The organism is Pseudomonas sp. F220, assembly GCF_057813935.1.
This window is the reverse complement of record NZ_JBVASJ010000003.1, coordinates 266,897-287,090: the sequence shown is the minus strand read 5'-3', so window position 1 is coordinate 287,090 and position 20,194 is coordinate 266,897. Positions and strand designations below refer to the sequence as shown.

The 20,194-nt window shown below is 59.0% G+C and carries 22 protein-coding genes and 1 pseudogene; 13 read left to right on the top strand and 10 right to left on the bottom strand.

Going from position 1 to position 20,194, the window contains the following annotated elements; all coding sequences use genetic code 11:
- Nucleotides 1-2 precede the first annotated feature (2 nt).
- From ACZYSM_RS04925 to lptM, 4 genes are read right to left on the bottom strand one after another with little or no spacing between them, the layout of a single operon-like run.
- On the bottom strand, nt 3-728 hold the full coding sequence (locus ACZYSM_RS04925) for a DUF484 family protein (protein ID WP_489069416.1): 726 nt from the start codon (nt 726-728) through the stop codon (nt 3-5).
- 13 nt (nt 729-741) lie between these two features.
- Nucleotides 742-1,572 carry a diaminopimelate epimerase gene (gene dapF, locus ACZYSM_RS04920; RefSeq protein ID WP_489069414.1) on the bottom strand — a complete coding sequence of 277 codons (831 nt, stop codon included), beginning with the start codon at nt 1,570-1,572 and terminating at the stop codon, nt 742-744.
- Nucleotides 1,573-1,576: 4 nt separating this feature from the next.
- Complete coding sequence (gene lysA, locus ACZYSM_RS04915) at nt 1,577-2,824, bottom strand: diaminopimelate decarboxylase (protein WP_489069412.1); 1,248 nt, start codon at nt 2,822-2,824, stop codon at nt 1,577-1,579.
- Nucleotides 2,825-2,833: 9 nt separating this feature from the next.
- Nucleotides 2,834-3,004, bottom strand: a complete 171-nt coding sequence (gene lptM / locus ACZYSM_RS04910) for an LPS translocon maturation chaperone LptM (protein WP_489069410.1) — start codon at nt 3,002-3,004, stop codon at nt 2,834-2,836.
- 218 nt (nt 3,005-3,222) lie between these two features.
- Between lptM and cyaY the strand changes: the two genes are divergently transcribed.
- The 3 genes from cyaY to rnk all read left to right on the top strand — a co-directional run bounded on the left by cyaY (nt 3,223) and on the right by rnk (nt 4,497).
- A complete protein-coding gene (gene cyaY / locus ACZYSM_RS04905) occupies nt 3,223-3,555 on the top strand; it encodes an iron donor protein CyaY (RefSeq protein ID WP_489069408.1) in 333 nt (110 codons plus the stop codon).
- A gap of 4 nt (nt 3,556-3,559) precedes the next feature.
- On the top strand, nt 3,560-3,778 hold the full coding sequence (locus ACZYSM_RS04900; RefSeq protein ID WP_489069406.1) for a DUF1289 domain-containing protein: 219 nt from the start codon (nt 3,560-3,562) through the stop codon (nt 3,776-3,778).
- A gap of 308 nt (nt 3,779-4,086) precedes the next feature.
- Entirely contained in the window at nt 4,087-4,497 is a 411-nt protein-coding gene (gene rnk / locus ACZYSM_RS04895) for a nucleoside diphosphate kinase regulator (protein ID WP_489069404.1), read from the top strand.
- A gap of 5 nt (nt 4,498-4,502) precedes the next feature.
- Here rnk and ACZYSM_RS04890 read toward each other — a convergent pair whose 3' ends face one another.
- From ACZYSM_RS04890 to ACZYSM_RS04880, 3 genes are all read right to left on the bottom strand, one after another.
- A complete protein-coding gene (locus tag ACZYSM_RS04890; protein WP_489069402.1) occupies nt 4,503-7,349 on the bottom strand; it encodes a class I adenylate cyclase in 2,847 nt (948 codons plus the stop codon).
- 181 nt (nt 7,350-7,530) lie between these two features.
- Nucleotides 7,531-7,776 (bottom strand): TIGR02647 family protein, encoded by a 246-nt coding sequence (locus tag ACZYSM_RS04885; protein WP_489069400.1) that lies wholly within the window; start codon nt 7,774-7,776, stop codon nt 7,531-7,533.
- Between the two features lie 278 nt (nt 7,777-8,054).
- On the bottom strand, nt 8,055-8,351 hold the full coding sequence (locus ACZYSM_RS04880) for a hypothetical protein (protein ID WP_489069398.1): 297 nt from the start codon (nt 8,349-8,351) through the stop codon (nt 8,055-8,057).
- A gap of 124 nt (nt 8,352-8,475) precedes the next feature.
- Here ACZYSM_RS04880 and ACZYSM_RS04875 point away from each other — a divergent pair, with 124 nt between their 5' ends.
- Nucleotides 8,476-9,135, top strand: coding sequence for a glutathione S-transferase family protein (locus ACZYSM_RS04875; protein ID WP_489069396.1), 660 nt, complete (start codon nt 8,476-8,478; stop codon nt 9,133-9,135).
- An 81-nt stretch (nt 9,136-9,216) separates the two neighbouring features.
- On the opposite strand, the gene argH is transcribed toward ACZYSM_RS04875, so the two are convergent.
- A complete protein-coding gene (gene argH, locus ACZYSM_RS04870; protein WP_489069394.1) occupies nt 9,217-10,611 on the bottom strand; it encodes an argininosuccinate lyase in 1,395 nt (464 codons plus the stop codon).
- Nucleotides 10,612-10,825: 214 nt separating this feature from the next.
- On the opposite strand from argH, the pseudogene ACZYSM_RS04865 reads away from it, so the two are divergent.
- The 8 genes and pseudogenes from ACZYSM_RS04865 to rsd all read left to right on the top strand — a co-directional run.
- Nucleotides 10,826-11,325 (top strand): annotated as a pseudogene (locus ACZYSM_RS04865) (LytS family sensor histidine kinase); the annotation flags it as partial.
- Nucleotides 11,322-12,068, top strand: coding sequence for a LytR/AlgR family response regulator transcription factor (locus tag ACZYSM_RS04860; RefSeq protein ID WP_489069392.1), 747 nt, complete (start codon nt 11,322-11,324; stop codon nt 12,066-12,068). The pseudogene ACZYSM_RS04865 and the gene ACZYSM_RS04860, both read left to right, overlap by 4 nt.
- Nucleotides 12,069-12,205: 137 nt before the next feature.
- On the top strand, nt 12,206-13,147 hold the full coding sequence (gene hemC / locus ACZYSM_RS04855) for a hydroxymethylbilane synthase (RefSeq protein ID WP_489069390.1): 942 nt from the start codon (nt 12,206-12,208) through the stop codon (nt 13,145-13,147).
- Nucleotides 13,144-13,911: a uroporphyrinogen-III synthase gene (locus ACZYSM_RS04850; protein WP_489069388.1), complete on the top strand. Its 768-nt coding sequence runs from the start codon at nt 13,144-13,146 to the stop codon at nt 13,909-13,911. The genes hemC and ACZYSM_RS04850 overlap by 4 nt, the downstream gene beginning before the upstream one ends.
- A 16-nt stretch (nt 13,912-13,927) precedes the next feature.
- Nucleotides 13,928-15,067 (top strand): uroporphyrinogen-III C-methyltransferase, encoded by a 1,140-nt coding sequence (locus tag ACZYSM_RS04845; RefSeq protein ID WP_489069386.1) that lies wholly within the window; start codon nt 13,928-13,930, stop codon nt 15,065-15,067.
- Nucleotides 15,064-16,302, top strand: coding sequence for a heme biosynthesis protein HemY (locus ACZYSM_RS04840; protein WP_489069384.1), 1,239 nt, complete (start codon nt 15,064-15,066; stop codon nt 16,300-16,302). Before ACZYSM_RS04845 ends, ACZYSM_RS04840 begins: the two co-directional genes overlap by 4 nt.
- A gap of 239 nt (nt 16,303-16,541) precedes the next feature.
- Nucleotides 16,542-17,060, top strand: a complete 519-nt coding sequence (locus ACZYSM_RS04835; RefSeq protein ID WP_489069382.1) for a disulfide bond formation protein B — start codon at nt 16,542-16,544, stop codon at nt 17,058-17,060.
- 209 nt (nt 17,061-17,269) lie between these two features.
- The gene (gene rsd, locus ACZYSM_RS04830) at nt 17,270-17,728 is read left to right on the top strand and encodes a sigma D regulator (RefSeq protein WP_489069380.1); all 459 of its coding nucleotides are present in this window, start codon (nt 17,270-17,272) and stop codon (nt 17,726-17,728) included.
- A 69-nt stretch (nt 17,729-17,797) separates the two neighbouring features.
- Here the strand turns inward: rsd and ACZYSM_RS04825 are convergent, their stop codons facing one another.
- Nucleotides 17,798-18,463: an FKBP-type peptidyl-prolyl cis-trans isomerase gene (locus ACZYSM_RS04825; RefSeq protein WP_489069544.1), complete on the bottom strand. Its 666-nt coding sequence runs from the start codon at nt 18,461-18,463 to the stop codon at nt 17,798-17,800.
- 192 nt (nt 18,464-18,655) lie between these two features.
- On the opposite strand from ACZYSM_RS04825, the gene ACZYSM_RS04820 reads away from it, so the two are divergent.
- The gene (locus ACZYSM_RS04820; protein WP_489069378.1) at nt 18,656-19,720 is read left to right on the top strand and encodes an AlgP family protein; all 1,065 of its coding nucleotides are present in this window, start codon (nt 18,656-18,658) and stop codon (nt 19,718-19,720) included.
- On the opposite strand, the gene ACZYSM_RS04815 is transcribed toward ACZYSM_RS04820, so the two are convergent.
- Nucleotides 19,717-20,181 (bottom strand): TIGR02444 family protein, encoded by a 465-nt coding sequence (locus ACZYSM_RS04815; RefSeq protein WP_489069376.1) that lies wholly within the window; start codon nt 20,179-20,181, stop codon nt 19,717-19,719. The genes ACZYSM_RS04820 and ACZYSM_RS04815 overlap by 4 nt on opposite strands.
- Between the last annotated feature and the right edge of the window lie 13 nt (nt 20,182-20,194).

The following is a 20,194-nucleotide window of genomic DNA, read 5'->3' as shown; positions in this document are numbered from 1 at the left end:
GGTTAGCGTACCGAGCGTAGAGAGTTGTGGATGCGCGGTAGTACGCGGCCCATAACCTCAGCGATATAGCTCAAGAACAGCGTGCCCACCGAGCTTTTGTAATGCTGCGGATCACGGCTGGCGATGGCCAGGACGCCGTGCAGGCCTTGGTGGCTTAGGGCGACGACGGCCGTGGAGCCAATTTGCTTGCGCTGTTCTTCGCCGAACAGGAAGTCCAGTTCGTGCTCGCGCAGACTGCCACTGACGGTTTTGCCTTCCGACAACAAGCCGCCGATGGCTTGTTGCGCTTCGGCACTGGTGACCCAGCGGCCGACCGGTAAGGCGCTGTCGCTGAACAGAATCAGACTGACAAAAGGCACCTGAAAGTCCTGTCGCAGGCTGTCTTCGACTGAAATCACCACGTCTTCCAGGCTGTTGGCGTCCATGAGCGCGAGAATCAGCCGGCGAGTCTTGTCGAATAGCCGGTCATTGTCGCGAGCGACGTCCATCAGTTGTGAGAGGCGATGACGCATCTCGATATTGCGTTCGCGCAGCATCTTCAACTGGCGCTCGACCAGTGAAATGGTGTCGCCGCGCTGATGAGGGATGCGTAATCCCATGAGCAGTTCTTCGTGCTCGACGAAGAAATCCGGATGAGCCTCCAGGTACGCGGCAATTGCCGCCGCCTCAAGGCTTTCGGAAGGGGATTCGTCGGGCTGTTGGGCTGGAACCTGAGGCTGATCGGTCATGGATTTCGCTCACTCATAGACGCACCTGTCCTTCGTATACGCGCACTGCCGGGCCGGTCATCATCACCGGTTGGCCGGGGCCGGCCCACTCAATGGACAGGCGCCCGCCGGGCAGGTCGATCAATAGTGGCGAATCCATCCACCCCTGGCTGATCGCGGCCACTGCTGCTGCGCAGGCGCCGGTTCCACAGGCCTGGGTTTCCCCAGCGCCTCGTTCCCAGACGCGCAACTGCGCGCGTTGGCGGTCAATGACCTGAAGAAAACCGACGTTGACCCGTGCCGGGAAGCGCGGGTGGTTTTCGATTTTTGGCCCCAGTTCATGTACCGGCGCGTTGTTGATATCGTCCACGCGCAGCACCGCGTGCGGGTTTCCCATGGACACTGCAGCCAGCTCGACGGTCTTGCCGTCGACTTCGACCGGATAGCTCAAGGCTTGAGCATCGGCCTGGAATGGAATGTCGGCCGGAACCAGGCGCGGCGGGCCCATGTTGACACTGATCTGGCCGTCGCTGCGGATATCCAGTTCGATGATGCCGCTTTTGGTCTCGACGCGGATCTGTCGTTTTGCGGTCAGGCGTTTGTCCAGCACGAAGCGCGCGAAGCAGCGCGCACCGTTGCCGCATTGTTCCACTTCGGAACCGTCGGAGTTGAAGATCCGATAACGGAAGTCCACGTCCGGGTTGCTCGGCGCTTCGACGATCAGCAGTTGATCGAAGCCGACGCCGGTGTTCCGATCGCCCCATTGTTTGGCGTGCTTGGGCAGAATGTGCGCGTGCTGGCTGACCAGGTCGAGGACCATGAAGTCATTGCCCAAGCCGTGCATCTTGGTAAAACGCAGCAGCATGGTCTTACTCCGGCAGCAGGCTTTCGCCAGCAAACAACTCGGCTACCGTCTCGCGGCGACGCACTTCAAAAGACTGATCGCCATCTACCAGCACTTCGGCGCAACGACCGCGAGTGTTGTAGTTGGAGCTCATGACAAAACCGTAGGCTCCGGCCGAATGCACGGCGAGCAAGTCACCTTCTTCCAGCGCCAGCTGACGATCCTTGGCGAGGAAGTCGCCGGTTTCGCAGATCGGACCGACGATGTCGTAGGCACGAGCCTGAGTATCGCGCGGGCGGACTGCCGTGACGTCCATCCAGGCTTGATACAGCGCCGGGCGTATCAGGTCGTTCATGGCCGCGTCAACAATGGCGAAGTCTTTGTGTTCGGTGTGCTTGAGGTATTCAACCTGGGTCAGCAGCACGCCAGCGTTGGCCACAATGAAGCGACCCGGCTCGAACACCAGGGCCAGTTCGCGACCTTCCAGGCGTTCACGCACAGCTTTGATGTAGTCCGCAGCAAGAGGCGGCTCTTCATCGCGATAACGCACGCCGAGGCCGCCACCAAGATCAATGTGGCGCAGGTAGATCCCGCAATCGCCGAGACGATCGACCAAGGCCAGCAGGCGGTCGAGGGCGTCGAGGAACGGCGGCAGGCTGGTCAGTTGCGAACCGATATGGCAATCGACGCCGACCACGTCAAGGTTCGGCAATTGCGCGGCGCGGATGTACACGTCTTCGGCGTCAGCGATGGCAATGCCGAATTTGTTCTCTTTCAAACCGGTGGAGATGTACGGGTGGGTACCAGCATCGACGTCCGGGTTGACCCGCAGCGAGATCGGCGCGCGAACGCCCAGCTCGGCGGCCACCACTTGCAGGCGCTCCAGCTCATCGGTGGATTCGACGTTGAAGCAGTGCACGCCGACTTCCAGAGCGCGGCGCATGTCGTCACGGGTCTTGCCAACACCGGAGAACACGATCTTGTCAGCCTGGCCGCCAGCGGCCAGAACACGCTCCAGTTCACCACGGGAAACAATGTCGAAACCAGCGCCCAAACGCGCCAGGACATTCAGTACACCCAGGTTGGAGTTGGCCTTGACCGCGAAGCAGACCAGGTGCGGCATGCCGCTCAGGGCGTCGGCGAAAGCCAGGTATTGCGCTTCGATGTGCGCTCGGGAGTAGACGTAGGTCGGTGTACCAAAGCGCTCGGCGATGGCGGACAGGGCTACACCTTCCGCGAACAGCTCGCCGTCACGGTAGTTAAAAGCGTCCATGGTGTTCCCTTAGTAAGTGTCGTGCTGGTGCGACTGCGATTTCGATTTCGATTGTGACTTCGCTTGGTCTTCAGGGGATTTGCTGTCATCGGGAAGATACAGCGGGCCTTTTTGACCACAGGCAGTAACAAGGCAGGCAACCGCGACGAGCGCAGCAAGGGAAGAGATCAGGCGCTTCATGGCGAAATCCTTGAAAATGCGTTAATTGCGCCGGAGTATACCGGCCACCCGACAGCTTGCCTATGCGGGCGGCTGGCCGTCCGGCGGGGGCTGTGACGTGCCTCGGAGGATAATTTATGCCACTGCCGGGCGCTTGATCGGTATCCTTTGCATTCGCCCGGACGCGCCCGTATCTTGCGGCGCTTAAGCGTGAGTAGACACTTTTTGAGGTTCCTGCAATGAGTTTGACTGAAGCCCGTTTCCACGATCTGGTCGATGCCACCCAACAGACGCTGGAAGATATTTTCGATGACAGCGAACTGGATGTTGATCTGGAGAGCTCGGCCGGTGTGCTCACCGTTGAGTTCGAAAATGGTAGCCAGGTAATCTTCAGCCGACAGGAACCCTTGCGTCAGTTGTGGCTGGCTGCGCGCTCCGGTGGTTTCCACTTCGACTACGACGAAGAAAGCGAGCGCTGGATGTGCGACAAGAGCGAAGAGCAGCTTGGCGAAATGCTGGAGCGCATCGTCCTTGAGCAGGCTGATGCGAAGCTCGACTTCGAAGGTCTCTGAAGTCGTGACCCAATCTGCTCCAGTGCGTGCGGCCAAGCCGCTGTATAGCAACGTCAGCCCGGCCGTGCCCTCACCGTGCATCAGTTTGTGCCGGCTGGATGAGCAGAAGGTCTGCCTCGGTTGCTTTCGCCATGTCGAAGACATCCGCGAGTGGCGTTCGGCAGACGACGATCGGCGTCGTGTCATTTGCGCCCAGGCGGCGCAGCGCAAGACCGCCACCTGACGCCTTCACGCGACCTGTAGCAGCTGGCGAAGCCTGCGTCCGGCTGCGCAGCAGTCGTAAACCTGAATGCTCGGTACTCCTGATACACCGTATCGCCTGATCCCACGACTGCTGCGTCCGAACGCGGCCCGAGCCGAACGCAGGCTTCGCCAGCTGCTACAAAAGTGTGTCGTCGCCCCTCACTTGTATATTTATTGAGCTGTGATAGTGTCCAGATACGCCTCAACCCATCGAGGCTCGTGAAAACCCCGCCTTTTTCTGGCGGGGTTTTGCTTTTTCTGTGCAGAAGAAAGGAGTCTGCCCAAATCATGACCGTACCTTCAATCACCCTTACCCGTCTGGACGTGCAACGTCTGGAGCGCCTGATCGACAGCCTGGATGACACGCTGCCGGGCGTTATCGCGCTGCAAACCGAACTGGATCGCGCCGATACCCTGGTCGGTCACGATGAAGTACCCGCCGATGTCGTGACCATGAATTCCCGTGTGCATTGCCGCGAAGAAGGCAGCGGCAAGGACTATCACCTGACGCTGGTTTATCCGAAGGATGCTAATGCTGACGAAGGCAAGATTTCCATTCTGGCGCCGGTCGGCAGCGCGCTGCTCGGCCTGAAGGTGGGTCAGCACATCGACTGGCCAGCACCGGGCGGCAAGACGCTCAAACTGACCCTGCTGGAAGTTGAATCGCAGCCGGCCGAGGGCGGTCACTTTCCGGAATAAGCTCGTCAGACCTGCTCGAGCGCCTCGTTCAATGCGCGCTCCAGGTCAGCCTTGTAGCGCAAATACAAAATGCTTGAACTCTGACCATCACCGAGCAGGCCCGACAGGTCCAGGTCGGTGATGTAGCAGCGATAGCGTTCGGTTTCACGGCGCTGCTCGACGATTTCCCGGGCGACCACGCTGAACAGTCGGTCGCCATGTTCCAGCTCTGAAAATTCCCGCTGATTGCAATACAACGTGACCTGCACCTGTCCCGGTGCGGCTTTGCCGACAATCGCCTGCACGTCGTAGAACGGTTTGTTGACCGGGGTTTGCGGCGCTGGCCGAGCTTCGACCCGACGCGCCCGTACAGGGCCGGAGGGCAGCAGTTGGTAATACAAGGTGTCCAGGCTCAGCGGCTGGGCGACGTCCATCGGCAGCAAGGCGTCGCGCCGGTACTGGATCGATTGCAGGAAACGTTGCAGCGGCACCAGCAGGCTTTGCTCGTCGTGGTAGGGCAAGCGCTGCTGCCACAGGGCATTGAATTCATCCAGCACGTACAGGTCGGCGTGGTATTCGTTGATCCGGTAGAACACCTGAATGCAATCGGGCTGACCCATCGGCAGGACCAGCGCCAGGTCGTGGTCTTCCAGTGCCATCAGGTCCAGGTGCAGCGGGCTGTAGCTTGCCCGCTCTTCGCCCAGGTAATCGACCAGCGCCGGCAGCGTGGCGAGGGCGACATGATTGACCTGGCCGGGTACCAGTTCCAACACGTGGTAGTGCTGCTGGACCTGAATCAGGTAGCGATGATTGAGTTTGCTCAACAACAGGTTCTGCGCGGTGTCGAGGATCTCTTCGACTCGCCGGGCGATGAACTGTGCGCGGTTGTGGCAGAAGCAACGAACCCGCAACGTGGGTTGTTGTAGCCCGCCGGGCAGGTTGTTGAGGTAATCGCGCACGCAGTCGAGCAGCGCTTGAGGGCCGTCGAAGCGGCTGACCAGCACTTCGTTCCAACTATTGAGTGTGACCTGATCAAGGGTCAGTACCAGGTTTTCCCGGACACCGGCGTAACTCAGGGAGTCGGTGCGCTCGGTGGTCATCAGGATGTTCAAGTCGCGGTGGTGCTTGAGTGGATCGACACCGACGTTCACCAGAATCAGCACTTCGCTCGGCACGCTGGCGCGCAGTAACGGTTCTTCGGCGACGCTCGTCAGCGGCAGGACGATGCTCTGTTGCAGGCTGCCGAGCAGGTTGAACAGTTCGAACTCGCTCAGGTCGCTGGTGCCGGGATGCAAGGCCAGGCGAGTGCTGCTGTCGATCACGCCATTGCGGTGACACCAGGTCAGCAGTTCCAGCAATTGGCGGCTGCGCTTGATCGGTGCGAAATGTTCCCATTCGAGGGCTGTCAGGCTGCCGTTGTACAACCCCCACTGAGTTTTACCCGATTCTTTTTTGTTCGGCGCGTGCACCAGCGTGAGGGTGTCTTCGGCCAGATCCGGTGCGATGCCGGGGTTGATGAACTCGATCTTGTCGGCCTTGCGCTCGAAGGCCGCATAGAGTCGTCGGCCGAGGACATTAAGATCACGCTTGTTGATCAGGCTGACGGTTTGCTCGGTGCGGGCGAACTGAGTCAGGAAGCGATAGCTGTAGTTCAGCTCGCTGACCAGCGCCCGGCGCTCGGCGCTGACCTGACGGACTTTCCATTGGCTGCGACTGTCGAGCATCGCCAGTTGGCGTTGATCCCAGCCCCATTCGTGGGCCAGGCGCTCAAGCAGCAGGCGCTGCCAGCTTGTGTTGCGCTGGGCAGTATTACCGGTGAGCTTGCGGTTGACCTTCAGGTACAGGCTGCGGCGTACCAGTTCCAGGCGTTCCGGCTCACCGCGAGCCTTGAGGTATTCCTCAATGCGACGATAGACCACGATGTAAGGGTCCAACTCATCAAGATCGAGGTGGTTGGCGAACACGGCTTGCTTGAAGCGCAGGCTCAGGCATTGGACCTTAGGGTGTTCGCTGGCGTAGACCTCGGTCAGCAATAGCTTGAGCACCGATTTGTAGGGCGACTCGATGCCCTTGTACAACTGCCAGAGCCCTGCACCAATGAACTCACCGGGCGGGATGTGCGCCAAGTGGCCAAGATCGAGGGTTTCATCGGCGCGAATAAAGCGTTTCGACAGCAACGTATGGGTGTACTGGTCGTAGCGCGGTTCTTCGTAAACCGGCACCAGCCACCACAGCGGTGTACGCCCGGCCAGCCAGATGGCTGTGCGGTAGAACTCATCGAGCAGCAAATAGTGCTGAGTGGTGCCACAGTCATCCGAACTCAATTGGGTGTCACGTTCGCCACGCACGAAGCGGCTCGGGTCGATCAGGAAGAAGTGAGCCTCGGCGCCTTGGCTGGTGGCCCAGGTTTCCAGTAGCTGGCATTTCTTGCGCAGCTCGGCGAGTTCGCTCTCGCTCAGGTCCGGTGCGTGACAGACCCATACGTCCATATCGCTTTGGTCGGCCTGGGCCAGTGTGCCCAGGCTGCCCATCAGAAACAGTCCATGGATCGGCCGCGGCGGATTGCCGTGGCGAGTCTTGTAGGAAAAGGAGCGGGTCAGGCGCTGAGCTTCGGCGAGGGCCTGCGGGTCTGGCTCGAAATTCGACAGCCCGGCCGGTGTGCTGCCTGAAACGTAACCCGGCAACAGCGGATGGTTGACGTGAAAGAACAGCGGCAACAAGGTCAAAACCACTTGCTGGCGTGGCGACAACCCTTCCATCGCACGGGCCATGCGGCCCTCGTTGAGTTTCAGAAAACGCGCGCGCAGCTGGCTGAGAACCTTGCGATCGATTCCCTCGTCCAGGTCGGGGCGTATTTCGTGGGTGCGGGTCATTTCAACTCAAACCGGCTCGCGAAGCTCGAACGTGGGAGGTCTCAGGGCGGTGCGCAGTTTACAGCGTCGAGGCTTCGACCTTTAAGCTGAATTTTATTTTTTGACGTCAGGGCTTTAGCGCGTGGCGACAGTGTGCCCGCGGAATCCATTAGGGGGGATCCCGTGGGCAATGCGCTGGTCTTTATGCGGTTTCTTGAACGGTCAGAATAGTCAGCAATGTTTGCACATGCTGAGCGGCGTCCCGACCCAGGCTGGTCAGATAACCACCATCGGTTTGGGTGATCAGTTCTTTGTCGAACAGCCGTTGTGCAGCAGCGATGGCTTTCGGGGCAGCGGTCTGATGAATTTTCAGACCTTCCTGGGAACTGTCCAGGTTGAAGAGTGCAAGGATTTCCAGTTCGGCAACCAACTCAGGGGTAAGCGACATAAGGACTCCAGACTTTCTAGGAATTAGACGGTAGCACCTCTAAGGTGACCGCACTCATGCAGCCTGTCTAGTGTTGACTGAGGGCTTTTTTTGCCCGGGACAGCATCACCCCATGGGGCGTGCGGCAGCAGGGTGGCTAATAGTGTAGTCCGGGTCTGGAGAAATGCCGGACCGATCGGCAACCCTGTGGGACTGCGGTGTATCTGATGCACCGCAGAATCTGTGGCGAGGGAGCTTGCCCCCTCGCCACAAAAAGCCAGTCCGATAGGGGGGACGACTTACTTCTTCTCCGGCGGCAACTCCGGCAATGCTCGCAGCGCAGCCTCGTACCACTCGGTATTGAACGCACGGTCCTCTTCGAGGATCGCATCGATCTCGACAGCCAGCACATGGGCCATCAGTTGCAGGATTTCTTCGCGTTCGTAGCCGACCAGGGTCAGTTTGTTGAGCGTCGCCTTGGCTGCTGGCGGATTGTCGCTTTCAATTTGGTTCTCGATCGCTTCGATCAAAGTGGTTTCGGTGAAATCTTCTTCGTCGTTGTCGTCATTGTTGGTGCCGGGGGTTGGCTCGCTCATGGCAGGCTCCTCAAGGAAAGGCGGCCAGTTTAACTGCATTAAGCGATTTGATGCTGCTGGTCAGACTTGCGCTGAAGTTCTATAACTTGAGCGGCCAACCCCTACACGGCCTGGAGGCTTTGTGATGCTCAAGCTTTATGGATTTTCAGTCAGCAACTACTACAACATGGTCAAGCTGGCGTTGCTGGAGAAGGGACTGCCGTTTGAAGAAGTGCCGTTTTATCCCGGTCAAAGCCCGGAAGCACTCGCCATCAGCCCGCGCGGAAAAGTCCCGGTGCTGGGTGTCGAGCAAGGTTTCATCAATGAAACCAGCGTAATCCTTGAGTACATCGAACAAACCCAGCCAGGCCCGGCACTGCTGCCGAGTGATCCGTTTCAGCGGGCTCAGGTGCTGGCGCTGGCCAAGGAAATCGAGCTGTACATCGAGTTACCGGCCCGCGCGTGTTTTGCCGAGGCGTTCTTTGGCATGCCGGTGCCTGAGGCGATCAAGGAAAAAGCCAAGGCGGAGCTGTTGCTGGGATTTGCTTCGCTGGGTCGACATGGCAAGTTCGCGCCGTATGTCGCGGGCGACAGTTTGAGCGTGGCGGATCTGTATTTTCTCTACAGCGTCAGCTTGGCCTGTGCGGTCGGCAAAAAGCTGTTCGATCTGGATTTTCTGGCCGGGTTGCCGGAAGCTAAAGCACTGCTTGAGCGTCTGGAGCAGACGCCGCATGCACAGCGGATCGCAGCAGACAAAGACGCGGCGATGCCGCAGTTCCTGGCGATGATTGCGGGTAAGAAGTAGGTTTTGTAACGCTTTTGAGTCAGTCATCGTCGGAACGCCGCCCGGAGCAAGCTCGCTCCGGGCGGCGTTCCGACGATGCTTTTAGCGGCTAGCCAGTAACGCCTGGCCGCGAACCACCGCCGCCTTGACCTGAGCCGGTGCGGTGCCGCCGATGTGGTTACGCGCATTGACCGAGCCTTCCAGGGTCAAAACGGCAAACACGTCCTGCTCGATCTGGTCGCTGAACTTGCGCAGTTCTTCCAGGCTCATCTCCGCCAGGTCCTTTCCGCTTTCCACGCCGTACTTCACGGCATGGCCGACGATTTCGTGGCAGTCGCGGAAGGGCAGGCCGCGACGCACCAGGTAGTCGGCAAGGTCTGTGGCAGTGGAGAAACCGCGCAGAGCCGCTTCACGCATGATGGCGTGCTTGGGCTTGATCGCCGGGATCATGTCGGCAAAGGCCCGCAGCGAATCGCGCAGCGTATCGGCGGCGTCGAACAACGGCTCCTTGTCTTCCTGGTTGTCCTTGTTGTAAGCCAGTGGTTGGCCCTTCATCAAGGTCAGCAGGCCCATCAGCGCGCCGAATACCCGGCCGCTCTTGCCGCGGACCAGTTCAGGGACATCAGGGTTTTTCTTTTGCGGCATGATCGAGCTGCCGGTGCAGAAACGATCAGGCAAATCGATGAACTGGAATTGCGCGCTGGTCCACAGCACCAGCTCTTCAGAGAAACGCGACAGGTGCATCATCGCCAGGCTGGCGGCAGCGCAGAATTCGATAGCGAAGTCGCGATCGGAAACGCTGTCCAGCGAGTTGCCGCCGACGGCATCGAAGCCCAGCAGCTTGCATGTCAGCTCGCGGTCGATAGGGTACGTAGTACCGGCCAGTGCGGCGCTGCCTAATGGCATGCGATTGGTGCGCTTGCGGCAGTCAACCAGTCGCTCGTAGTCACGGCTGAGCATTTCGAACCAAGCCAGCAAGTGATGCCCGAAGGTCACGGGCTGCGCGGTTTGCAGGTGAGTGAAGCCAGGCATGATGGTGCCGGCTTCGCGCTCGGCCTGTTCCAGCAGACCTTTTTGCAGGCGAGTGATTTCCGCCAGAATCAGATCGATTTCATCACGCAGCCACAGGCGGATATCGGTCGCCACCTGGTCGTTACGGCTACGACCGGTGTGCAGCTTCTTGCCGGTGACGCCGATGCGGTCAGTCAGGCGGGCTTCGATGTTCATGTGCACATCTTCCAGATCGATGCGCCAGTCAAACGTACCGGCTTCGATTTCGCTCTGGATAGTCTTCAGGCCATCGATGATGCTGTCGCGCTCGGCATCGGTCAGTACACCGACTTTGGCCAACATCGTGGCGTGGGCAATCGAGCCCATGATGTCGTGGCGATAGAGGCGCTGGTCGAAGGTGACGGAGGCGGTGAAGCGGGCGACGAAGGCGTCGACGGGTTCACTGAAGCGGCCGCCCCAGGACTGATTGGTCTTGTCAGTGCTCATGAATTCGCTCGTGATTTGCTGAAGGAAGATGGCGTGAAAAGTTGTCGCGGATAATAACAGGGTTGCCAATCCTGTCGTTGACACTGGTCGATACGTTTTTTATTTCTCCAAGGGACACTTGGCGCCTTGCCGTTGAACCCGCGTGCGCAGAGACTGGGTACGTGGCGTATTGCCACTCTGGCGATCAACCCGCATCTGACCGAGCAGCGATGCCGACCCTTGCGATCTGTTCCGGGCAAATCTGGCGAGCCAGGAGGCTCGGTGTTTTGACGTGATGAGCTTGCGCTGACAAAACGATATTTGTCGATTGATCAATGTCGTCTTGGCGAGCGTCTACAGTTGGACTAGAGGATCAGCGTAAATGCAGATGATTTGCCAATCGCGCAACTGACCTTGCAACCGTTGTGGGAAAAGGCTCTGATTCAGGGCGTCGCGTCGCGTCGCGTCGCGTCGCGAATCGACGACGATGCGGTCAGAGTAGAAGCCAGCTATAAAGAGGGAGTGTTCGTATTGTGTATCAGCAATCCCAACGACGATGCCGCGCCAGAACGGGCTTCGAGTGGTAGTCAGCGGACACTGGTAAATATAGGTGTCCGACGAAGGGCACTTTTTGGCCCTCGCGCTAGTCTTAGCGTGGATCGCCGTGACGGATGTCACGTCACCTGTCTACGCTATCCTTGTGCGAGACTCACGCAGGAATCCAGCGCTATATGAATGTCCTGATCGTTGATGACGAACCCCTGGCCCGCGAGAGACTGAGCCGTATGGTCAGCGAGCTCGAGGGTTACAGTGTCCTGGAACCGAGCGCCACCAATGGCGAAGAGGCGCTTGCCCTGATTGACAGCCTTAAGCCGGATGTCGTGTTGCTCGACATCCGCATGCCTGGCCTCGACGGCTTGCAAGTGGCCGCCAGGCTGTGTGAACGCGAAACACCACCAGCGGTGGTGTTTTGTACTGCCCATGACGAGTTTGCCCTGGAGGCTTTTCAGGTCAGTGAGGTGGGGTATCTGGTCAAGCCTGTACGCGCCGAGCTTCTGCTCGAAGCGCTGAAAAAGGCTGAGCGACCCAACCGCGTCCAGCTCGCTGCCCTGACCCGCCCGGCAGCAGAAAGCGGGAATGGTCCGCGCAGCCACATCAGCGCACGTACCCGAAAAGGCATCGAGCTGATTCCCCTTAATCAGGTTGTCTATTTCATTGCCGATCACAAATACGTGACCTTGCGCCATGAAGGCGGCGAAGTCCTGTTGGACGAACCGCTGAAGGCCCTCGAAGACGAATTTGGCGAACGCTTTGTGCGGATCCACCGCAACGCGCTGGTGGCCCGCGAGCGAATCGAGCGTTTGCAGCGAACGCCCCTTGGGCATTTTCAGCTGTTTCTCAAAGGTCTCAATGGCGATGCCCTGATCGTCAGTCGACGTCATGTCGCCGGCGTGCGCAAGATGATGCAGCAGCTTTAGTCCGGCGCTTGCGCGCGGATCCCACGCCCCGACGCCAGGTAGGCGAGGCAGGGAGGCCGCGCAGTTTCTGATTCAAGTCAAAGCTGATTTGGCTGAGATGTTATTATCTGCCGTATCTATTCAGTACGGATTGATCCATGTCCTCTCGCGAAATCCGCATCGCTACCCGCAAAAGTGCTCTGGCCTTGTGGCAGGCCGAATACGTCAAAGCCCGTCTGGAGGCGGCCCATCCTGGCCTGCTCGTGACGCTGGTGCCTATGGTCAGTCGCGGCGATAAGCTGCTCGACTCACCGCTGTCGAAAATCGGTGGCAAGGGCCTGTTCGTCAAAGAGCTGGAAACCGCCCTGCTCGAACACGAAGCTGACATCGCCGTGCACTCAATGAAAGACGTGCCGATGGACTTCCCTGAAGGCCTCGGTCTGTTTTGCATCTGCGAGCGCGAAGACCCGCGCGATGCGTTCGTCTCCAATACCTACGTCAGTCTTGATGACTTACCCCATGGTAGCGTGGTCGGCACCTCGAGCCTGCGTCGCCAGGCTCAGTTGCTGACCCGTCGACCTGACCTGAACATCCGTTTCCTGCGTGGCAACGTCAACACTCGTCTGGCCAAGCTGGATGCCGGTGAGTACGACGCAATCATTCTGGCGGCCGCTGGCTTGATTCGTTTGGGCTTCGAAGATCGCATCAGCTCCGCGATCAGTGTCGACGACAGCCTACCGGCGGGCGGTCAGGGTGCAGTCGGTATCGAATGCCGCAGCGCCGATACCGAAATACATGCCCTGCTCGCGCCTCTGCATCATCAGGACACCGCCACTCGGGTCACGGCTGAGCGTGCTCTTAACAAACACCTGAATGGCGGCTGCCAAGTGCCGATCGCCTGCTACGCGGTGCTCGAAGGCGAGCAAATCTGGTTGCGCGGCCTGGTCGGAGATCCGAAGGGTGGTCTGCTGCTGAGCGCCGAGGCTCGTGGCCCGCAAAGCGCGGCGCAGGCACTGGGCGTGCAAGTGGCTGAAGACCTGCTGGCCCAGGGGGCCGATGCCATTCTGCAAGCGGTATACGGCGAGGCCGGCGAAGAGTGAAGGGCTGGCGCCTGCTGCTGACTCGTCCCGCGGATGAGTCAGCAGCGCTGGCCGCAGTCCTGGCGGAGGTCGGGGTTTTCAGCAGCAGCTTGCCGTTGCTGGAAATCGAGGCGTTGCCAGTCTCTGGCGCACAACGCGCCATGATTCTCGACCTGGATCGCTATTGTGCGGTGATTGTTGTCAGTAAACCTGCTGCCCGGCTGGGTGTGGATCTGATCGACCAGTACTGGCCGCAGCCACCGATCCAGCGCTGGTTCAGCGTGGGAGCGGCCACCGCGCAAATTTTGGCTGATTACGGTCTTGATGTGAGTAACCCCCAGGCGGGAGATGACAGCGAGGCATTGCTTGAACTGCCACAGTTGCGCGAGGCTATCTCGCGGCCTGACGCTCAGGTACTGATCCTCAGGGGTGAGGGTGGACGCGAGCTGCTGGCTGAGCGTTTACGCGAGCAAGGTGCTAGTGTCGATTATCTGGAGCTCTATCGTCGCTGCCTGCCACAGTATCTCCCCGCGGCGTTGCCTGAGCGGATTGCCGCGGAACGCTTGAACGGCCTGGTGGTCAGCAGTGGACAGGGTTTTGCGCACCTGCATCAATTGGCAGGAGCGGCCTGGCCCGAGTTGGCGCGGTTACCGTTGTTTGTTCCAAGCCCTCGGGTCGCTGAGATGGCGCGCGCTGCCGGGGCCAAAAAAGTTGTGGATTGTCGCGGTGCCAGTGCCGCGGCTTTGCTAACGGCGTTACGGGAGCAACCCGTGCCCGTTCTCTAACGCAAAGGATGGATACGTGAGCGAAACAACCTTGCCTAAAGATGAAATCCAGCCAGTGCCCGAAGCGCCGACTGAACCTGCGACCATTGCCCCGCAACGCCGAGGCAATGGGTTGGTGATTTTGGCCTTGTTGTTGGGGGCTGCGGGCGTCGCCGCTGGCGGTTGGGGGATTTGGCAGGTTCACAGCCTGCAAGCTAATAACCAGCAGCAGCTTGGGCAGTTGCAGGCGCTTGGCGATCAGGCTCAAACCCTCAAACTCAGTGAGCAGCGTCTGACCGCGCAGTTGGAGCAATTGCCTGCTGCTGAGGAGCTGGAAAGTCGGCGACGTTTGGTGGCCCAGTTGCAGGGCGATCAGCAGCGCTTGAGTCAGCGACTGGAAACCGTTTTGGGCGCCAGCCGCAAGGATTGGCGTCTGGCCGAAGCCGAGCACTTGCTGCGTCTGGCCAGCCTTCGCCTGTCGGCGTTGCAAGATATCAGCAGTGCACAGGCGTTGGTGCAAGGCGCCGACGAGATCCTTCGCGAACAGAATGACCCCGGCTCCTTCGCTGCCCGCGAGCAGTTGGCGAAAAGCCTTGCGGCGCTGCGCAGTACCGAGCAGCCGGACCGTACCGGGTTGTTTCTGCAGCTGGGAGCCTTGCGTGATCAGGTGGTCGAACTCAGCGCACTGGCACCCGAGTATCAGGACCGCGGCGATTCGCTGTTGGGCCTGACTTCTGATGGCGATGGTGCCAGTCGCTGGGCGCAGTGGTGGGATGAAGTCTCGCGTTATATCCGCATCGACTTCAATGCCGACAAGACCATTCGACCGCTGTTGGCGGGGCAAAGCCTGACCCAGGTACGTCTGGCGCTCAGCCTGGCTCTCGAGCAGGCGCAGTGGGCTGCGCTGAATGGGCAGGCACCGGTTTATACCCAGGCATTGGCTGAGGCCCGGGATGTTCTCAAAAACAACTTCAACCAGGACAACCCGCAAAGCAAAGTGATGCTTGAGCGTGTCGTCGAGTTGAGCAAGCAGCCGGTTACGGTGATCACCCCTGATCTGACGACGACGTTGAGCACGGTCCAGGCCTACCTGGAGCGTCGTAATCTGAGTGCCGAAGAATCGGTGAAAACTTCCGCCAAGCCTGCCGCGAACACTGCGCAGGAGACCAGCCCATGAAGCGCGTCTATGTGATTCTGTTCGTGGTTATCGCCGCTGCTGCGTTACTGGGGCTGGCAATCGCCGAGCACGCAGGCTATGTCCTGATTGCCTACAAGAGCTTCCGCTATGAGTCGAGCCTGTGGGCGACCCTGGCGCTGTTGGCAGTTATCTGGCTAGTGGTCTGGGGTGTGAAGGTGCTGATCGAGTTGGTGACAACGTCCGGTGGAGTGGTCAATCCATGGTCGCGACGCAACCGTAGTCGCCGTGTGCAACTGGCGATCGAGCAAGGCCAGATGGACCTCGCTGAAGGTCGATGGGCCAGCGCTCAACGGCATTTGCTTCGCGCCGCCGAAGCTGAGCGTCAGCCGTTACTGTACTATCTCGGTGCTGCGCGAGCGGCGAACGAACAGGGCCTTTATGACGAAAGTGACAGCTTGCTTGAGCGTGCTCTTGAGCGCCAACCTCAGGCCGAGTTGGCGATTGCCTTGAGCCACGCGCAGCTGCAGACCGACCGGAATGATACGGAAAGCGCGCTTGTTACACTGCAAGTCATGCATGAGCGCCATCCGCGCAGCGTTCAGGTCCTGCGTCAGTTGCAGCGCCTGCATCAGCAGCGAGGTGATTGGTCGGCAGTGATTCGTTTGTTGCCGGAGCTGCGCAAAGACAAGGTGCTGCCGCCCGCTGAACTGGCCGAACTGGAGCGTAGAGCCTGGGGTGAAAATCTCACGTTGGCAGCCCAACGAGAAGAAAATGGCGCGGTCGGATTGCAGTCACTCAATCGTGCCTGGCAGCAACTGACTTCCGCTCAACGCCAGGAGCCGCAACTGGTGATGGCGTACGCCGAACAGCTGCGCCAACTGGGCGCAGAAGTTGAGGCCGAAGAGATTCTACGCAGTGCGCTCAAGCGCAAATACGACAGCCATCTGGCCCGGCTCTATGGGCTGCTTCGTGGCAGCGATCCTTCGCGGCAATTGCAAATCGCTGAGAGTTGGTTGAAGGATCACCCGGCGGATTCAGGCCTGTTGCTGACCCTCGGTCGTCTGTGCCTGCAGAGCAGTCTGTGGGGCAAGGCGCGTGATTATCTGGAGAGCAGTTTGCGTGTGCAGCGCAATCCAGAGGCCTGCGCCGAGCTTGCACGGTTGTTGGCTCAACTGGGTGACACCGAGCGCAGCAATCAGCTCTTTCAGGAAGGTCTGGGTCTTTTGGACGAACGCTTGCTGGCTTCACCTCTGCCGGTTCCGGCTCGCGTGTAAGGCGCGCCATGGATGGCTGGCTCTTGCGCGAAGGGTGGGGGGCAGCCGTTCAGATGAGACAGATTTTTCTGTGCATGGCTGTCCGTAATGGCTGTGTCTTACATGGGGCTACACTCAATCTTCTCTTTTCTGTCGGAAATTCCTTACGGTCTTGAGGATGTGTCCGCTACGACCTGTCTTGAAAGGGTTGAGCGCTTTCCTCTACCGTAACTGTCTGTCTCTTCTGTTACGGATAAGCCATGCTTTTGGCCCCCTCACGCGTCTTGTTCTTCATGGCATTCATTGCAGGCGCTCTGGCCTTGGGTGCTTCGTTGTATCTGGAGTATGCGGTCGGGCTCCAACCTTGCTCGCTGTGTATCGTGCAGCGGTTCTTTCTGGTCGTGTTCACGGCCACTTGCCTGATTGCAGCCGTGCATGGGCCAAAGCGCTCGGGTTGTTACGTGTATTGGCTATTGAGCGTACTCAGTTGTCTGGGCGGAATGGTCACCGCATGGCGTCATGTATTGCGGCAAAGTGCAGCGCCGGAACAGTGGTTGACGTGTTCGCCCAGCCCTGAGTGCATGCTTGGGGACATGCCCTGGCTATATGCGTTGAAACAAGCCTTCCAGGGGGCCGCGGATTGCGCACAGATTTCATGGACGCTGTTTGATATGAGCCTTCCCGAATGGAGCCTGTTGTTCTTCGTCGGGATGTTGATCCTGGGCATTTTTCAGCTTCTGCACGTTCTGCGTTCCACGTACCGGATGGCCGCCAGGTGACGGTCGTCGTTCTGCGATACCGTTCAAGATTAAACGCTTGTATGAACTTTATCTCCTGCGTACCTTGAAGCCGTTGTCGCGCGGGCATAATCTGGCCCGCACGTGTTATTGGAATTATGTTGTTCGGTGGCGTTCTGCTTGGCCGAATCTTGATCTTTCAAGGCTTGCGGCGGGTGTAGGGCGGCACGACCCTTAAGGGAAGAGAGACCATGCTCGAAAGTTGTCAGAATGCTCAGGAACGCTGGGGTGGAGTGCATCTGCTGATCGATCGTTGGTTGCAGGAGCGTCACGAACTGGTTCGGGCCTATGATGCTCTCGGCGCCAAGCCAGACGCGCTAGCCGAGAACCGCAAGCCATTGCAGGAGTTCTGCGGAACTCTGGTCGATTATGTTTCGGCCGGCCATTTCGAGATTTACGAACAGCTGACCGGCGAAGCAAAGGCGTTTGGTGACAAACGTGGGCTGGAGTTGGCCGAGACGATTTACCCCCGCATCGATGTGATCACCGAGAAGTTGTTGGCGTTCAATGATCTTTGTGACGCTGGAAAGTGCGTTGCGGAAAAATTCAAAGAGCTGGGCGGCCTGTTGCATGAACGCTTCGAACTGGAAGATTGTCTGATCGAAGTGCTACACACGGCTCACAAAGAAGAGGCTCCGGCTCAGGCCTGAGTTTCGCTTTAGCGAAAAAGATCCCCGAAACGGTGCGCTATGCGCGCCGTTTTTCGTTTGTGCTATTGCTCAGCCAGTGGCACCGAGCAACTCAATGTCGAAGACTAGTGGTGTGAAGGGCGCAATCAGGTCGCCCGCTCCGTCGGCGCCGTACGCTTGGGCTGATGGAATGACCAATCGCCATTTCGCACCGGTAGGCATCTGTTGCAATGCGCTGCGCCATCCATTGATCACGCTGTCGAGGCGAAACCACTGCGGCTGATTGTTCTGATCGAACACGGTGCCGTCGGGCAGGTGACCGATATAGCGAACCTGGACTTTGCCGTTTGGTCCTGCCTTTGGGCCGTTGCCAGGCATCAGCTCGGTCAGCAGAATTCCATCCGCCAACTCGCGAACTCCCGGCTTGGCTTTTTCAGCTGTGAGAAAACGACGCTCCGTTTCGAGGGCAACTTCGCTTTGCGGTAGAGCCGATTTTTCTGTGACTTGAGCTTCGTGCTCGGCAAGGATCTGTTCAATTCGCTCCTCTTTGAGTGCCAATGGCTTGCCTTGATAGGCTTGTTGCAAGCCGTCCACCAACGCTTGAATTTCAAGATCGGGAACCTCTTGGCGCAGTCGTTCGCCAAGGCTTGCGCCGAGACTGTAAGCGAGGTCGTGGGAGTCATTTTCTTTGATTTTTTCAGCGGCCTGGGCCAAAGAAAAACACACGCATAACGATAAAAAAAGGTAACGCGACATGGGCACTCTCCGGCCTGAGATGCGAGGGATTATGCCAGTGCGAACGTGCTGACGGCTGAGCAACTTTCAAGCGCGCGAAGAACATTTTCAATTCGCTGCAACGTAGAGCATTCGATACTGTCAAGATGCCCTAGCGGCGGTAGCAGCAGAGGTCTAGTATGAGCCGCACTCACGTCAGCCAGGAGGTAAACCATGTCGGCCAATAAGAAGCCAGTAAATACTCCGTTGCACTTACTCCAACAGCTCTCGGGCAGTCTGCTCGAACATTTGGAAAATGCTTGTTCCCAAGCTTTGGCTGATGCTGAAAAACTGCTCGCCAAGCTGGAAAAACAGCGTGGAAAAGCACAGGAGAAACTGCACAAGTCCCGTACCAAATTGCAGGACGCTGCGTCGGCCGGAAAGGCCAAGGCACAAGCCAAAGCCAAGGATGCAGTGACGGAGCTTGAAGATCTGCTTGATGCACTCAAGGGTCGTCAATCCGAAACCCGCACCTACATTCTTCAGCTCAAGCGCGATGCCCAGGAAAGCCTGAAGCTGGCCCAAGGTGTTGGTCGCGTGAAAGAAGCTGTCAGCAAGGCGTTGACCCTGCGCTCCGCCAAACCTGCCGCTGCCCCGGCGAAGGCGCCAGCGGCCAAACCGGTTGCAGCTAAAGCGCCGTCCAAGGCACCTGCAAAAGCCGCTGCCAAACCAGCCGCCAAGGCACCGGTTAAAGCTGCGAGCAAACCTGCTGCAAAACCTGCGGTGAAAAAACCAGTCGCTGCCAGCGCTGCCAAACCAGCTGCTAAGTCGACTGCTGCGAAACCTGTCGCGGCCAAACCGGCAGCTGCAAAAACTGCTGCCGCTAAACCTGCCGCTAAACCCGCTGCCGCGAAAGCGACGGCTGCAAAACCAGCGGCCAAAACAGCAGCTGCGAAACCTGCAACCAAACCGGTTGCTGCTAAAACCGCCGCTGCCAAACCTGCCGCCAAACCTGCCGCTGCGAAACCAGTTGCTGCTAAAGCGCCTGCCAAAGTTGCCGCAAAACCGGCAGCCAAACCCGCAGCACCAAAAGCCGCGGCCAAACCTGTTGTCAAGCCAGCTGCAAAACCAGCAGTGAAAAAGCCGGTCGCCGCCACTAAACCAGCAACGGCTCTAGTTATGGCCAAGCCAGCGACTCCAGCACCCGCCTCAGTCGCATCGCCAACCGCAAGCACCCCGGCAGCGTCTCCTGCTACAACGACAGCAACTTCTGCCACCACCCCAACCAGCGCTTCCTAAGCCCCGGTTACCGCGACGCGTAGTTTATTCAGCGCGTCGCGGTTCAGGCTGGCGGCTTTCGCCGCCAATCCTTCCAGCCAGGCAGGTAAATCCTTTGCCTCATCTTCCGGCCAGTCTCGCGCCGTCGTCTCCAGACGCAATAACAATTGCCGTTCCGCTTCGAGCTCCAGCGCTTTAACGCGTTCGCGCAGAATATTCAGTTGCACATCCTGAAGGGCCATTGAGCGCCATTGCATACGCAGTTGCCTGAGTGGTTGCACAACATCGTCATGCCACGGTCCGGCCTGCTGATGCAGTTGCTGCAGGCGTTGTGCATTGCACGCCACACCTCGTTGGCCCAGCCAGACCGCGCACAGCAGTAGGCAGACATTGGCGCCCGCTGCTTGCATTTCCAGGCACGCGCCTTCGACGCCGGGACGGGCGTAGGTCGTGAGGGTGGAGCTCCACAGGTCAGAGGACATAGTGCTACTCGCG

What these genes read in the sequence shown, in the direction of transcription:
- ACZYSM_RS04925 (WP_489069416.1), bottom strand. Translation starts at nt 728, where the DNA reads ATGACCGATCAGCCTCAGGTTCCAGCCCAACAGCCCGACGAATCCCCT.
- dapF (WP_489069414.1), bottom strand. Translation starts at nt 1,572, where the DNA reads ATGCTGCTGCGTTTTACCAAGATGCACGGCTTGGGCAATGACTTCATG.
- lysA (WP_489069412.1), bottom strand. Translation starts at nt 2,824, where the DNA reads ATGGACGCTTTTAACTACCGTGACGGCGAGCTGTTCGCGGAAGGTGTA.
- lptM (WP_489069410.1), bottom strand. Translation starts at nt 3,004, where the DNA reads ATGAAGCGCCTGATCTCTTCCCTTGCTGCGCTCGTCGCGGTTGCCTGC.
- cyaY (WP_489069408.1), top strand. Translation starts at nt 3,223, where the DNA reads ATGAGTTTGACTGAAGCCCGTTTCCACGATCTGGTCGATGCCACCCAA.
- rnk (WP_489069404.1), top strand. Translation starts at nt 4,087, where the DNA reads ATGACCGTACCTTCAATCACCCTTACCCGTCTGGACGTGCAACGTCTG.
- ACZYSM_RS04890 (WP_489069402.1), bottom strand. Translation starts at nt 7,349, where the DNA reads ATGACCCGCACCCACGAAATACGCCCCGACCTGGACGAGGGAATCGAT.
- ACZYSM_RS04885 (WP_489069400.1), bottom strand. Translation starts at nt 7,776, where the DNA reads ATGTCGCTTACCCCTGAGTTGGTTGCCGAACTGGAAATCCTTGCACTC.
- ACZYSM_RS04880 (WP_489069398.1), bottom strand. Translation starts at nt 8,351, where the DNA reads ATGAGCGAGCCAACCCCCGGCACCAACAATGACGACAACGACGAAGAA.
- ACZYSM_RS04875 (WP_489069396.1), top strand. Translation starts at nt 8,476, where the DNA reads ATGCTCAAGCTTTATGGATTTTCAGTCAGCAACTACTACAACATGGTC.
- argH (WP_489069394.1), bottom strand. Translation starts at nt 10,611, where the DNA reads ATGAGCACTGACAAGACCAATCAGTCCTGGGGCGGCCGCTTCAGTGAA.
- ACZYSM_RS04860 (WP_489069392.1), top strand. Translation starts at nt 11,322, where the DNA reads ATGAATGTCCTGATCGTTGATGACGAACCCCTGGCCCGCGAGAGACTG.
- hemC (WP_489069390.1), top strand. Translation starts at nt 12,206, where the DNA reads ATGTCCTCTCGCGAAATCCGCATCGCTACCCGCAAAAGTGCTCTGGCC.
- ACZYSM_RS04840 (WP_489069384.1), top strand. Translation starts at nt 15,064, where the DNA reads ATGAAGCGCGTCTATGTGATTCTGTTCGTGGTTATCGCCGCTGCTGCG.
- ACZYSM_RS04835 (WP_489069382.1), top strand. Translation starts at nt 16,542, where the DNA reads ATGCTTTTGGCCCCCTCACGCGTCTTGTTCTTCATGGCATTCATTGCA.
- rsd (WP_489069380.1), top strand. Translation starts at nt 17,270, where the DNA reads ATGCTCGAAAGTTGTCAGAATGCTCAGGAACGCTGGGGTGGAGTGCAT.
- ACZYSM_RS04825 (WP_489069544.1), bottom strand. Translation starts at nt 18,463, where the DNA reads ATGTCGCGTTACCTTTTTTTATCGTTATGCGTGTGTTTTTCTTTGGCC.
- ACZYSM_RS04820 (WP_489069378.1), top strand. Translation starts at nt 18,656, where the DNA reads ATGTCGGCCAATAAGAAGCCAGTAAATACTCCGTTGCACTTACTCCAA.
- ACZYSM_RS04815 (WP_489069376.1), bottom strand. Translation starts at nt 20,181, where the DNA reads ATGTCCTCTGACCTGTGGAGCTCCACCCTCACGACCTACGCCCGTCCC.